The organism is Streptomyces sp. NPDC049879 (assembly GCF_044461265.1).
Classification (GTDB): Bacteria; Actinomycetota; Actinomycetes; order Streptomycetales; family Streptomycetaceae; genus Streptomyces.
In genome coordinates this window covers 68,826-81,976 of record NZ_JBITKT010000012.1, presented here as the reverse complement: position 1 = coordinate 81,976, position 13,151 = coordinate 68,826, and the positions used below count along the sequence as shown (strand labels likewise).

Here is a 13,151-nt window from a genome sequence, read left to right as displayed (position 1 = left end):
GTACGCCCTTCCGGCGGCGACGTATGTTGTCGCGACGACGTCACCTTCCCCGAAGGGGTCCGTATGCGCCGCACCCTCCGTGTCCGCCCCGCCGCGTCCGCCCTCCTGGCCTGCCTCACCCTGCTGTTCGGCCTCCTCACCGCCGCCCCCGCCACCGCCGCCCCCTCCGCCGACCGCCTCCCCGAACAGTGGCGCAGCTACTGGGTGGACGGCTTCAACGAGGGCATCTACACCCCGGCGCAGGTGGAGCGCCTGATCGACGACGCCCTGGCCGTCAACGCCAACGCGCTGATCGTGCAGACCGCCCGCCGCTACGACTGCTTCTGCAACAACGCGCTCTACCCCCGTACGGACGCTGCCATCGACCCCGCCCCCTACGACCCGCTGGCCGAGGTGATCGAACGTGCCCACGCCGCCGGTCTCCAGGTCCACGCCTGGGTGAACGTCAACACCCTCTGGAACAGCACCACCCCGCCGACCTCGCCCGACCACGCCTACAACCAGCACGGCCCCTCCGCGCAGGGCCGCGACCGCTGGCTGAACCGTAAGGCGGACGGCACCGAACGCGTCGGCGCCAACACGTACATCGATCCCGGCCACCCCGACGCCGCCGCCTACATCGTCGCCGCCGTGCAGAGCATCGCCCGCGCCTACGACGTGGACGGCATCAACCTGGACTACGTGCGCTACCCCGACGGCAGTGCGCAGACCACCCACAGCGACTGGGGCTACAACGCCGTCTCCGTCGCCCGTTTCCAGCAGGCCACCGGCCGCACCGACGTCCCCGCACCCGCCGACCAGCAGTGGAGCGACTGGCGCCGCGACCAGGTCACCGGCCTCGTCCGCCACATCTACCTCGGCCTGTGGGAGGTGGACCCCGGCATACGGCTGTCCATGGACGCCATCACCTACGGCCACGGACCCCAGGCCGTCGGCGGCTGGGAGAACACCCGCACCTACGCCGAGGTGCTCCAGGACTGGGCGGGCTGGCTGGACGAGGGGATCATGGACACGGTCGTGACCATGAACTACAAGCGCGAGTGGGACCCCGACCAGGCCCTGATGTTCGCCGAGTGGTCCGCGTTCCTGGCCGACGCGCAGGGCGGCCGGCAGGCGGTCAACGGGCCCGCGCTGTACCTCAACGGCGTGGACGACAGCGTCGCCCAGGTCCGCCGCGCCCTCGCCCCCAGCCCGGCGGGCAACACCGCCGCCGGATGGAGCGGCTACTCCTACGCGACCCCCAGCATGGACAGCGCGGCGAACGGCGCGGCGGCCGAGCGCGCCCGCCTCGCCGAGGCGCTGACCACCGGCCCCGGCGCCCCGTTCGCCGAGCCGGCCGCCGTCCCGGGGATGCGGTGGAAGACCGCCCCGCGCGACGGCCACGTCACCGGCACCCTGGCCCTGCGTGACGGGACGTCCCTCGACCAGGCCCGGCTGACGCTCACCCCGCTCGCCGCCCCCGGCGCGCGCGAGAGCGAGACCCGGGCCGACGGCACCGGCTGGTTCGGCTTCGCGCACGTGGCACCGGGCCTGTATCTCGTACGGGCCGACCTGCCGCGCGGTGTGACGGGCGCGCCGGTCACCGTCGTGCACGTCCGGCGCGGCGGTATCGCCGAGGCGCGGCTGCCGGGGCTGACCGCCCGCTGACACCGGACGCACCCGCGGGCCCCCGCCAGGAGGCGGGGGCCCGCGGGGGGAGGCGCCGTTCAGCGCCCGGTGGGCAGGGTGATCAGCTGCACGGCCAGCCACGTCAGCGGCACGAAGACGGCGATCAGCGTCCCGATCCGTACGGCCGCCGCGCCGCGCAGCAGCCCGCGCGCGGCGCCGAGACGCAGCAGCAGCGCCGTGGCAGGACGACGCGCGGAGCGTGCCTGGTCGGCGGCGGTGGCGAATGTGCCCAGTGCGCAGAGGAGTACGACGGCGGTGCCCAGCGCGCCCAGTGGGCCGAAGTCGCCCAGGCCGTCCAGTTCCATGGCTGCCAGCACCACCGCGCAGGCGGCGGAGAGCGCGCCCATGGGACGGCCGACGCGCGTCGCCTCCTCCAGCAGACCGCGTCCGGCGAGCAGCCGCAGCACGCCGGGCCTGCCGGTGGTCAGCAGCAGGCCGCAGATGTGGATCAGTCCCGGCGCGGCCAGCACGACGCCCGCGACGATCAGCAGCCAGCCGCCCACCATGCCCGAACTGACGCCGCCGAGCGCGCCGTCGAGCGGCAGCCAGCCGTCCGGGGGGACGGCCAGCGGCTCCTCACCGGCGAAGGCGGAGACGGCGATGCCCGTGCCCATCAGCGTCGTGCCCCACGGGAATCCGGTGGGGAGCGGCGGCGGGGGTTCGGCGCGGGTGATCTCGGTCAGGTCCGTGACGACGACGGGCGTCGGCGCCGGGCGGCGCGCGGGGCGGGCGCGCATCGCCAGGGCGCTGGCCACGGCCGCCGCCGCGGGCGCGACCGCCAGCAGCGTGACCGTGGCACCGAGCGGCAGCGGGCCGCCGTCCGGCAGCGTCCCGGCCGCCGCGCCGTGGAACGGCAGGCCGGTCAGGTCGCCGCGCAGCAGCAGGAAGAGGCCGAGCGCCCCGGCGCTGCCGAGCCCCCCGGCCGCCGCCGCCGACACGGCCGCGAGCGCGGGCACGCGGGCAGGTCCGAGACCGACCACGTCCAGGCCAGAACGCGGCCTGCCCGCCGGTTCCGCGCGGGCCACGGCGACCGCCAGCTGGACGGTCGCCGCCAGCGGCACGGCGCACCACGCCAGGCGCAGCACGGCGGACCGCCCGCCGTCCGGGTGCGCGGCGGCGTAGGCGAGCGCGCTCAGCAGCAGGAACCCCACGCCGCCCGCCGCGCAGGCCAGCAGCAGCCGGCGCAGCAGCACGGCCGGGTGGGAGCCCCGGGCTAGACGGTAAGCGAGCATGCTTCGGCCACCGCGCCCGAGGCGCGGCCGTCGAGGAGGGTCACGGTGCGGTCGGCGAGGGTGGCCACCTCGGCGTCGTGCGTGGCCAGCACCACCGTGATGCCGTGCGAGCGGCCCGCCGTGGTCAGCGTCCGCAGGACCTGCGCGCGGTCGGCGCGGTGCAGCGGGGCGGTGGGCTCGTCGGCGAACAGCACGTCGGGCTTGTGCACCAGGGCGCGTGCCAGGGCGATGCGCTGGCGCTGGGACTGCACCATGGCGTACGGGCGTTTGTGCGCGCAGTCCGCGACGTCCAGGCGCTCCAGCCAGTCGAGCGCCGCGCGCCGGGCCGCGCGGTGGCCGGTGCCCGTCAGCAGCAGGGGCAGCGCCGCGTTCTCCCAGGCGGTCAGCTCGTCCACGAGCTGCGGCGTGTCGCCGACCCAGCCGAAGCGGTCGCGGCGCAGCCGCTCCCGTGAGGCGGCGTCCAGGGTGTGGATCGGCATGCTGTTGAACCAGACCTCGCCCTCGTCGGCCACGAGCTGCCCTGACAGGCAGCCGAGGAGGGTGGTCTTGCCGCAGCCGCGCGGGCCGGTGACGGCGAGGATCTCGCCCTGCCGGACGCTCACCGAGACCCCCAGCAGCGCGGGGGAGCCGTGGTGCGCGTGCCGCAGGCCGCGCCCCCAGAGCACGTCGTTGTCGGGTGGGGCCGTTTCTGGTGGAGCCATGGTCGGCGGCACCTCCGCTCGTATCGCCGTGGTTCGCCCTGGTCCCCCGACCGGGTGAACGAGAACGGCGCGGGAGACCGTCGAAGGCATCCCCAGCACGCTGGCACAGGCGGACGGGGGTGCGGCGGGCGACTCGGCGGGCGGTCCTAAGAATCCTCCGGACGGTGTACAGCGGATCGGGCCGCCGGGAAGATCTGTGCTCCAGGGCGGCGAACAGTGGTGTTTATCCGGTGTGCTGTCTTGTGCGGCGCCGGATCTCTTGTCGTGTGTGCTGTTCGCCGGGGCGGTGCCGGGCATAGTGTGGGGGCGCAGCAGGGTAAGAACGCAGGACGCCGGGAGACCAGGAGGGTTCCGTGACCAGCGAGCCGCGTCGGGTGCGCAACTACATCAGCGGGGAGTACCGGGACGCCGACGACGGGCGGACCACGGACATCTTCGATCCGGCCACGGGCGAGGTGTACACGACGGCGCCGCTGTCGGGTGCGGCCGACGTGGACGCGGCGATGGACGCGGCGGCGGCGGCGTTCCCCGCGTGGCGCGACGCAACGCCCGCGACGCGGCAGCTGGCGCTGCTGCGGATCGCCGACGCGTTCGAGAAGCACGCGGATGAGCTGCTGGAGATCGAGTGCCGCGACACGGGCAAGCCCCTGGAGCTGACGCGGCAGGAGGAATTGCCCGCGATGCTGGAGCAGATCCGCTTCTTCGCGGGCGCGGCGCGCATGCTGGAGGGCAAGGCGGCCGGTGAGTACATGGCCGGGCTGACCTCGTTCGTCCGGCGCGAGCCGGTGGGCGTGTGCGCGCAGGTCGCGCCGTGGAACTACCCCGTGATGATGGCGGTGTGGAAGTTCGCCCCGGCGCTGGCGGCGGGCAACACGGTGGTGCTCAAGCCGTCCGACACCACGCCCGCCTCCGCGTCGTTCGTCGCCGGGCTGATCGGGGAGATCGTGCCCTCGGGCGTGTTCAACGTGCTGTGCGGCGACCGCGACACGGGCCGCCTGATGGTCGCGCACCCGACGCCCGCCATGGTGTCCGTCACCGGCTCCGTCAGGGCCGGGACCGAGGTGGCGACCAGCGCGGCCAAGGACGTCAAGCGCGTCCACCTGGAGCTGGGCGGCAAGGCGCCGTGCGTCGTCTTCGAGGACGCGGACATCGCGGCGGCCGTCGAGGGCATCCGCGACGCGGGCTTCTTCAACGCGGGCCAGGACTGCACGGCGGCGGCGCGCGTGCTCGTGCACGAGTCGGTGCACGACGAGTTCGTCGCCGCGCTCACCAAGGCCACCGCCGACGTCCGCACCGGCGACCCCGCCGACCCCGACTGCTTCTACGGGCCGCTCAACAGCGCCGACCACCTGGAGAAGGTCGCCGGGTATGTCGACCGCCTGCCCGCGCACGCCACGGTCGTCACCGGCGGGCGGCGCGTGGGGGAGCGCGGCTGGTTCTACGCGCCGACGATCGTCACGGGCGTCCGGCAGGACGACGAGATCGTCCAGCAGGAGGTCTTCGGCCCGGTCATCACCGTCCAGTCCTTCATGGACGAGCCGCAGGCGGTCGAGTGGGCGAACGACGTGGAGTACGGGCTCGCCTCGTCCGTCTGGACGCGGGACCACGCGCGGGCCATGCGGCTGTCGAAGGCGCTGGAGTTCGGCTGCGTGTGGATCAACACGCACATCCCGCTGGTCGGGGAGATGCCGCACGGCGGGTTCAAGAAGTCGGGCTACGGCAAGGACCTGTCGGCCTACGGCCTGGAGGACTACACGCGGGTCAAGCACGTCATGACCGCGCTCTGAGGTCTGTGAGCGCTGTGAGGCCGTGAGCCTGTGAGTCTGTGAGGCGGAGAGGTCCCGCCAGGGCCGTGCCCGGGACGACGGGCGGCGCGTGTGGGCCGCCGCGGTCTCCCGGGCGCGGTGCGGTGTGCGGTGCCCCTCGTGGAGGGGGCGGGGTCAGTGGGCGGCGGCCCTGCGGGCCAGTTCGGCGGCCAGCGCGTGGCGGCACTTGCCCCGGCTGACGTGGTACTCGGCCCACCAGTGGCAGGTGCAGCCCTCGGCGATGCCGTCGTCGGCGAACGTCACCCGGTGGGTGCGGTCGGGCCCGGCGACGGTGGCCGTGCGCGCGCGGGGGTCGAGGCGCACCTGGCCCTCGGCGAGCAGCGCGCGGGCCGCGTCGAGCCGGGGGATGAGCCGCTGGGAGCTGACCGCGTCGTAGGGCAGGTCGCGGTGGTAGAACGCGGCGTCCGCCACGTCGTAGCCCAGCCGTCCCGCCGCGCCGAGCAGGCCGAGCGCGGCGCGGACGCGGGCGATGCCGAGGCCGGTGTTCCCGGCGAGCGCGCCCAGGTCGAGGCCGCCCCTGTGGTCGAGGAGCGGCTCGACGAGCCCCGCGTCCTCGGCGACCCGTTCGGCCGCCAGGGTGCCGACGGCCGGTGTGGTCGCGGCGAAGCCGGTGCGGGCGTCGCCCGAGAGGGTCAGCGTCAGGCGCATGCCCGGCATGACCAGCTCCCAGGCGGAGGCCGCGGGTTCGCCGTCCGCCGTGACCGGCGGCCCGTACGCGCGCAGGGACTCCGCGAAGCGCAGCAGCGGGCGCAGCGCGGCCAGCCGCGGGGCGCCCGCCAGGTGCACGGCGCCCGCCACCGGGCGCAGCGAGGTGCGCAGCCGGCCGTCGAAGGGGGCGGCCCACAGGGAGCGCGCCGTGCCGGTGCCGCTCGGCAGCATGGCCAGGAACTGGGCGGCCTCCGCCGGGCCGAGCGCGGCCCGCAGGTCGAGGCGCGCGGAGACGGCGTGGAGTCCGGCGAAGGCGCGCAGCCACCGCTCGGGCAGCGGGACGCGGCGCTTCGGCGCGGGCTCGGCGGACGTGCCGGGCGCCTCCTGGCCGACGGTCAGCCGCAGCGGCTCGGGGCCCCTGACCCGGCCGAGCGCCTCCCGCAGGGACGCGCCGAGGTCGACGCTCGTGCTGCCGCGCAGCGGGGTGCCCTCCGCGAGGGCGTCGGGCAGGACGTCGAGCCGCGCGGCGATGCCGCCGCAGACGGACAGCGACTCGAAGCGCAGCCGGGTGCCGTCCGAGCTGGCGACCGGGTCGCGCGGCGCGGCGGGGCGCCGCCGGTCGTAGCCCGCCTGGGCCACGTTCATGACGGCGAGCAGGGCCCGTGCGAATTGCTCCGGGTGCCGTACCCGGCCGTCGAACAGCCGGGGCGCGTCCTGCGGTCCCTCAGGTGTCGAACCCCCGTAAGTCGCCAATCTCATAAGGCCGTTGGGAACATCAAGTGCGGACGGCCGAAGGTATCGGTATGCGTGCCACCGTGTTGCCACCATGTGGGAACGTTAGCGCGTGCAACGGCTTGGTGGGCGTCTGCGGGACGTCAAAACCGTATCTCTGAGCGAAAATTGAGGGTGCTGAGCTGGTTGACGGCGTGTGCTCACCGGATGAACTCCTGGGGCGCGTGCGCTGACAGGGCGTTTGCTCACCGCCACTCCGCGCAGTCGTCGCCGGTGGTGGCACCACTGGCGGTGCGCCACCGGCGCCCACCCGGACGGCCGTGCGGGGAAGTATGGCACCGCGGGGGCCGGGCCGTCGCCCCCGCGGCCCGCCCGTTCACCCCGGATTCACGCCCCGGTCCCGCCGGGCCAGCACGGCGCGCAGCGCGCCGATCCTGTTGGTCGTCACGGAGTCCGCGCCCAGCGCGACCAGCCGCCGCATGACGCGCGGGCTGTCCACCGTCCACGCCGCCACCAGCAGGCCGCGCCCGTGGTCCTCCGCGACGGTCCGCGCCGTGACCAGGCCGAAGGGGTAGTTCAGCCAGCGCGGGCGCAGCTCGTCCAGCAGGGTGCCGCGCGGCCGCGCGGTGCGGTGCCACGTCAGGGAGATCTCGGCGTCAGGGTCGGCCGTGCGCACCGCGCGCAGCGCCACCGGGTCGCCGCTGTAGTAGACGCGCCCGGCGGCGCCCGCCCGGCGGACGGCGGCCAGCGCCGCCAGCGCCGTGCCGGCCGACCGCTCCGGCAGGTCGATCAGCGTCCGCACGGACGAGGTGACGGCCAGCGCGTCGTCCAGGACCGGCACGCCGCCGCCGGTCAGCTCGCGGATCTCCTCAGCCGTCAGCTCCGCCACCGCCCGCCGGTGGCCCCACAGCCGCTCCAGCGTCGCGTCGTGCACGACCACCGGCACGCCGTCCGCGCTGCGGCGCACGTCCAGCTCGACCGCGTCGGCCCCGGCCGCGACGGCGGAGCGGAAGGAGGCGAGCGTGTTCTCCCGCGCGTGGTACGGATCGCCCCGGTGGGCGACGGCCTGCACGCTCACCCGGGCCACGCCGCGAGGTACGCGTCGATCTCGCCGGTCAGCCGCGCCTTGCCCGCCGGGTCGAGGAACGAGGCGCGCACCCCCTCGCGCGCCAGCTCCGCGACCCCGGCCGCGTCGAGGCCGAGCAGCCGGGCGGCGATGGCGTACTCGTTGTTCAGGTCGGTGGAGAACATCGGCGGGTCGTCCGAGTTGACCGTCACCCGCACCCCCGCGTCCACCAGGGCGCGCAGCGGGTGCTCCTCCAGCGACGGGACGGCGCGCGTCGCCACGTTGGACGTCGGGCAGACCTCCAGCGGGATGCCGCGCTCGGCGAGGTGCGCGAGCAGCGCCGGGTCCTGCGCGGCGCTCGTCCCGTGCCCGATGCGCTCGGCGCGCAGCTCGGTCAGCGCGTCCCAGACGGTCCCTGGCCCGGTCGTCTCGCCCGCGTGCGGCACGCTGTGCAGGCCCGCCGCGATCGCCCGGTCGAAGTACGGCTTGAACTGCGGGCGCGGCCAGCCGATCTCGGGCCCGCCGAGACCGAACGCCACCAGCCCGTCGGGCCCCAGGTCGCACGCCAGGCGCGCCGTCTCCTCGGCGGCGGGCAGCCCCAGCTCGCCCGGGATGTCGAAGCACCAGCGCAGCACCACGCCGAAGTCGCGCTCGGCGGACAGGCGGGCGTCCTCTATGGCCTCCATGAACGCCACGTCCGGGATGCCGCGCTTCACCGACGAGTAGGGCGTCACCGTCAGCTCCGCGTACCTGATCCGCTGCCGCGCCATGTCGCGCGCGACCTCGTACGTGAGCAGCCGGATGTCCTCCGCGTCCCTGATCAGCTCGACCACCGAGATGTACACCTCGATGAAGTGCGCGAAGTCCCGGAATGTGAAGTACTGTTCGAGCGCCGTCGGGTCCTTGGGCACCGGCGAGTCGGGGTGCCGCGCGGCCAGCTCGGCGACGATGCGCGGCGAGGCGGAGCCCACGTGGTGCACATGCAGCTCGGCCTTGGGCAGCCCGGCGATGAATGCGGTCAGATCGGACAACGGGCCCTCCCTGGATGGACGATGCCCGCTCATCGTAGGCGGCGGCCGACCGGTCGCCGCGGGTCGGCCGTAGGGTGTGGCCGGACATCTGAGGAGGTCGTGTGACCGCGGAGCACCCCAACCCGTTCCGGACACCGGAGCCGGTGCCGCCCCCGGCCCCCGCCGGGCCCTACGCGCCGCCCGCCGGGCCCGGCCCGTACGCCCCGCCGCCGCCCCCCGGCGGCACCGCGGGCCACGGCATCCCGTCGCAGCAGCCCGCGCCGTACCCGTCGCCCTACGCCCCCGCGCCGCCCCCGCAGCCCGCCCCCTTCCCGCCCTCGCCCTACGCCCCCGCCGCCTACGCCGCGCAGGGGTACGGGACGCCGGGCGGCACGCCGCTGTGGCCCGCGCCGCCGCGCAACGGGGTGGCCACGGCGGCGATGGTCTCCGGCATCGTCTCCGCGTCGCTGTGCTGGACGTTCTTCCTCAGCCCGGCGACCCTCGCCGCGGGGATCACCGCGCTGGTCCTCGGGCGCATAGCCCTCATGCGCATACGGCGCGGCGCCGCGGCAGGGCGCACCAAGGCGCTCGCCGGGCTGTGGACGGGCCTGGGCGGCACGGTCGTCTCGGCCGTGCTGACCGTCCTGCTGGTCGCCTGGATCGGCGCGTCCACGCCCGTGGACTCGGACGCGGGCTCGGAATGGCTCGCCGGGCCGAGCGAGCAGGTCACCTGGGACGACGGGCTGAGCGTCACGTTCGACCGGCCGCGCGCGCAGGACGGCGGGACGGAGGACGAGGGCGTCGTCGTCCTGGTCGCCAATGTGATGAACGACGGCGACGGCACGGTGGACGTCTCGGCCGGCGACTTCCGCGCCCTCGCCGACGACGCGCGGGTGGCCCGCGGGGACGTGCTGCGCAGTGCGCCGCGCGACACCGTCCGCCCGGGGCAGACGCTGCGCGTCAGGTTCGAGGTGACCGTCCCGGCGGACACCGGGGTCGTCGGCGTGGACTACGCGCCGGGCGGCGGCCACGACACCGGCTTCTGGGAGTTCGACGTCGAGACCGGCCCCGCCGGGGACGGCGCGGGGAGCGACGGCGGGCTCAGCGGCAACCCGGGCGGCGACAGCCTCGACGTGTGACGCGCGCCACGCCGCCCGCCGCGCCGAGTCGCGTAACGATCCGCCCGCCGCGGCCTCCCCCTCCCCGAGACCCGTGACACGGGCGTCATGGCGCGAAGGGGAGGGCCGGGATGAGGACCGGAGACGGCACGAGCAGGACCGCGGTGGACTGGCTGGCGTCGGCGGCGCCGGAACCGGCGGCCTGCCGCTGGGAGTGGGAGCGGCACCCGCTCGGCGTGGCACTGCTGCCCGCCGGCCGGCTGTGGGACGTGCTGGTGGTGCCTGAGCCGCTGGCGCGGCCGACGCTCGACGTGCTGACGGTCCTCCTGGACCGGCCGGGACCCGTCCTGGCCGACCGGGGCGACCGGCGGATCGGGTTCTTCGTCCCGGCGGGCACGGCGGGCCGCTGGCTCGGGACGGGCGTGCGCGCGGCGGGCAACGGGAGCTGGATCGTCGTGCCGCACCCGGGGCGTCCCGCGGCCGGGGTGCGCTGGCTGGTGCCGCCCGACGGGTCCGGCGTCCTCACCGATCCGGGGCTGCTGGAGCTGGCGATGCACGAGGCGGCGGCCGTCGTGGGCCCCGTCTCCCGCGCGCCGCGTGTCGCGGCGGCGGTGGACGGACGGGCCGCCCGCCCCGGGGGGTGTGGGGCGGGCGGGTCCGTTCCGTAAGGAGAAGGAGAGTGCGGGAGTCTGGCCGCTCTCGCCACAGCCGACCGTACGGCAGCGCCCCGGCCGGTGGGCCGGGTGCCGCCGGACGCACATCACATCCGCGCACGGTCTTCAACATCAGGACAGCGGGTGGTGCACCCACACGCAGGGCTCGCAGTAGACGGCGAGGTCCTGGGCCGTGTCGCAGTGGACGGGGACCAGGGCCTCCGGCACCTCGACGGGGCCCGCGGTGTCGAACGGCAGGCCGGTCCAGGAGCGCCAGTCCGCGAGGCTCCCGGTGATCGTCATCGCGCGGGACGACACGCCCGTGATCCTGCCCCCGGCCCTGACGTGCACGCGCAGCCACGGGTCCACGGGCAGGCCGTCGTCGCGGCGCAGGTCCGCGTACGCGGCGGCGGGCATGCCGGGGTGGAGGTGCTTGGCGTTCGGCCTGACGGGCGCGACGAGGCTCGCGTACCCCTCGTCGGCGGCGGCACGGCGCATGGCGGCCAGCATCACCCCCGACAGGCCGGTGCCGCGCAGGTCGCGGCGGACGGAGATCTCCAGCGCGGACACGATCGTGCCCCTGCGCCCGGCGAGGCGGTCGCGCGCCGCCATGAGGATCACCTCGTCCCACCCGCCGGGCGGGAGGGCCTCGTCCGGGTCCGCCTCCCAGGTGAACGGGACGCTGTAGCCCTTGGCCGCCAGGCGGTCGGGCCGGTCGCGGTCCACGGCGATCAGGACGTGCGCGGGGTGCGCCGCCACCGCGTCGCCGTAGTACAGCGGCGACAGCATGTCCTCCCGCATGAACGCGGGCCAGTCGTTGAAGTCGTCGAGCAGCGGGACGAGGTCGGGGCGCTGCGCGGCGGTGGTCACCAGGAGGTCCATGGTCCGCTCCTTCAGGGGCCGGGGTACGGGCCGGGCGGACGTTACGGGACCCGCGCCGCCGCGCGCACGTGGTTTCCCGTACGGCGCGGCCCGGCCGTCCCCCGTGCGGGAGACGGCCGGGCCGGGCGTGCGCGGTCAGAGCGCGGCGAAGGCGTTCTCCAGGATGTCCAGGCCCTCGGTGAGGAGGTCCTCGCCGATCACCAGCGGGGGCAGGAAGCGGACGACGTTGCCGTACGTGCCGGTGGTGAGGACGAGCAGGCCCTCGGCGTGGCAGGCGGCGGCGACCTTCGCGGTGGCGGCGGCGTCGGGCTCCTTGGTGCCCGGCTTCACCAGCTCGACGGCGACCATCGCGCCGCGCCCGCGCACGTCGCCGATCGCCGGGTACTTGCCGGCCAGCTCCGCCAGCCGGGGCAGCATGATGTCGCCGATGCGGCGCGCGCGGGCCGGGAGGTCCTGCTCGCGCATCGTCTCGATCGCGCCGAGCGCGGCGGCGCAGGCGACCGGGTTGCCGCCGTACGTGCCGCCGAGGCCGCCGGAGTGCGCCGCGTCCATGATCTCGGCGCGGCCGGTGACCGCCGCGAGCGGCAGGCCGCCCGCGATGCCCTTGGCGGTGGTGATCAGGTCGGGCACCAGGCCCTCGTCCTCGGACGCGAACCACTGCCCGGTCCTGCAGAAGCCGGACTGGATCTCGTCCGCGACGAACACGATGCCGTGCTCCCGCGCGAACTCCGCGATCCGGGGCAGGAAGCCGCGCGCGGGCACGATGAAGCCGCCCTCGCCGAGGATCGGCTCCACGACGATCGCCGCCGTGTTCTCGGCGCCGATCTGCTTGGTGATCTGCTCGATCACCTGGGCCGCCGCCTCCTCGGCGCAGTTCTCCGCGCCGCTCAGCCAGCGGTACGGGTAGGCCATCGGGACGCGGTAGACCTCGGGCGCGAACGGGCCGAAGCCGTGCTTGTACGGCATGTTCTTCGCCGTCAGGGCCATCGTGAGGTTGGTGCGGCCGTGGTAGCCGTGGTCGAAGACGACGACCGCCTGGCGCTTGGTGTGGTAGCGGGCGATCTTGACCGCGTTCTCGACGGCCTCGGCGCCGGAGTTCACCAGGATCGACTTCTTGGCGTGGTCGCCGGGCGTGAGGCGCGCCAGTTCCTCGCAGACCTCGACGTACCCCTCGTACGGCGTGACCATCGCGCAGGTGTGGGTGAACTGCTCCAGCTGGGCGGCGGCGCGGCGTACGACGGCCTCGGCGCTGTTGCCGACCGAGGTGACGGCGATGCCGGAGCCGAAGTCGATGAAGCTGTTGCCGTCCACGTCCTCCAGGACGCCGCCGCCCGCGCGGCGCGCGAACACCGGCAGCACCGAGCCCACCCCGGCCGCGACGGCGGCGCTCTTGCGGGCCATCAGCTCCCGGGAGCGCGGGCCCGGGATCTCGGTGACGAGGCGGCGTCGCTGGGGGAGGGAGGGGCCGCCGGTCGTCTCGGTCGTGTCGCTCGTGGCGCTCATGAGGACTCCTCGTCGCGAAGGGGCGTGTGTCGGGTGCGTCCTTCGCAGGCTAGGGCCGCGCGGCGGCCGGGGGCACGCGCCGTGGCGGAGTGGTCGGCGCGGCTTCTTGGCC

General features: G+C 75.3%; 11 protein-coding genes. 4 read left to right on the top strand and 7 right to left on the bottom strand.

What is annotated here, in order from left to right; all coding sequences use genetic code 11:
• The first annotated feature begins 63 nt into the window (after window positions 1-63).
• A complete protein-coding gene (locus ACIBPC_RS30150; protein ID WP_398849055.1) occupies window positions 64-1,647 on the top strand; it encodes a glycoside hydrolase family 10 protein in 1,584 nt (527 codons plus the stop codon).
• 59 nt (window positions 1,648-1,706) lie between these two features.
• Here ACIBPC_RS30150 and ACIBPC_RS30145 read toward each other — a convergent pair whose 3' ends face one another.
• On the bottom strand, window positions 1,707-2,900 hold the full coding sequence (locus tag ACIBPC_RS30145; RefSeq protein ID WP_362965197.1) for a hypothetical protein: 1,194 nt from the start codon (window positions 2,898-2,900) through the stop codon (window positions 1,707-1,709).
• Window positions 2,882-3,601 (bottom strand): ATP-binding cassette domain-containing protein, encoded by a 720-nt coding sequence (locus tag ACIBPC_RS30140; RefSeq protein ID WP_362965199.1) that lies wholly within the window; start codon window positions 3,599-3,601, stop codon window positions 2,882-2,884. Before ACIBPC_RS30140 ends, ACIBPC_RS30145 begins: the two co-directional genes overlap by 19 nt.
• A gap of 353 nt (window positions 3,602-3,954) precedes the next feature.
• Between ACIBPC_RS30140 and ACIBPC_RS30135 the strand changes: the two genes are divergently transcribed.
• Window positions 3,955-5,388 (top strand): gamma-aminobutyraldehyde dehydrogenase, encoded by a 1,434-nt coding sequence (locus ACIBPC_RS30135; RefSeq protein WP_398849054.1) that lies wholly within the window; start codon window positions 3,955-3,957, stop codon window positions 5,386-5,388.
• 153 nt (window positions 5,389-5,541) lie between these two features.
• On the opposite strand, the gene ACIBPC_RS30130 is transcribed toward ACIBPC_RS30135, so the two are convergent.
• From ACIBPC_RS30130 to ACIBPC_RS30120, 3 genes are all read right to left on the bottom strand, one after another.
• On the bottom strand, window positions 5,542-6,834 hold the full coding sequence (locus ACIBPC_RS30130; protein WP_398849053.1) for an SWIM zinc finger family protein: 1,293 nt from the start codon (window positions 6,832-6,834) through the stop codon (window positions 5,542-5,544).
• A 349-nt stretch (window positions 6,835-7,183) separates the two neighbouring features.
• Window positions 7,184-7,885, bottom strand: coding sequence for a glycerophosphodiester phosphodiesterase (locus tag ACIBPC_RS30125; RefSeq protein ID WP_398849152.1), 702 nt, complete (start codon window positions 7,883-7,885; stop codon window positions 7,184-7,186).
• The gene (locus ACIBPC_RS30120; protein ID WP_398849051.1) at window positions 7,882-8,937 is read right to left on the bottom strand and encodes an adenosine deaminase; all 1,056 of its coding nucleotides are present in this window, start codon (window positions 8,935-8,937) and stop codon (window positions 7,882-7,884) included. The genes ACIBPC_RS30125 and ACIBPC_RS30120 overlap by 4 nt, the downstream gene beginning before the upstream one ends.
• 68 nt (window positions 8,938-9,005) lie before the next feature.
• Here ACIBPC_RS30120 and ACIBPC_RS30115 point away from each other — a divergent pair, with 68 nt between their 5' ends.
• On the top strand, window positions 9,006-10,022 hold the full coding sequence (locus tag ACIBPC_RS30115; protein WP_398849049.1) for a DUF4190 domain-containing protein: 1,017 nt from the start codon (window positions 9,006-9,008) through the stop codon (window positions 10,020-10,022).
• A 110-nt stretch (window positions 10,023-10,132) separates the two neighbouring features.
• A complete protein-coding gene (locus ACIBPC_RS30110) occupies window positions 10,133-10,669 on the top strand; it encodes a hypothetical protein (RefSeq protein WP_362965212.1) in 537 nt (178 codons plus the stop codon).
• A 117-nt stretch (window positions 10,670-10,786) separates the two neighbouring features.
• Here the strand turns inward: ACIBPC_RS30110 and ACIBPC_RS30105 are convergent, their stop codons facing one another.
• Both ACIBPC_RS30105 and gabT read right to left on the bottom strand, forming a co-directional pair.
• Window positions 10,787-11,536: an N-acetyltransferase gene (locus tag ACIBPC_RS30105; protein ID WP_398849047.1), complete on the bottom strand. Its 750-nt coding sequence runs from the start codon at window positions 11,534-11,536 to the stop codon at window positions 10,787-10,789.
• Between the two features lie 135 nt (window positions 11,537-11,671).
• Window positions 11,672-13,039 (bottom strand): 4-aminobutyrate--2-oxoglutarate transaminase, encoded by a 1,368-nt coding sequence (gabT, locus tag ACIBPC_RS30100; protein WP_398849046.1) that lies wholly within the window; start codon window positions 13,037-13,039, stop codon window positions 11,672-11,674.
• Window positions 13,040-13,151 lie beyond the last annotated feature (112 nt).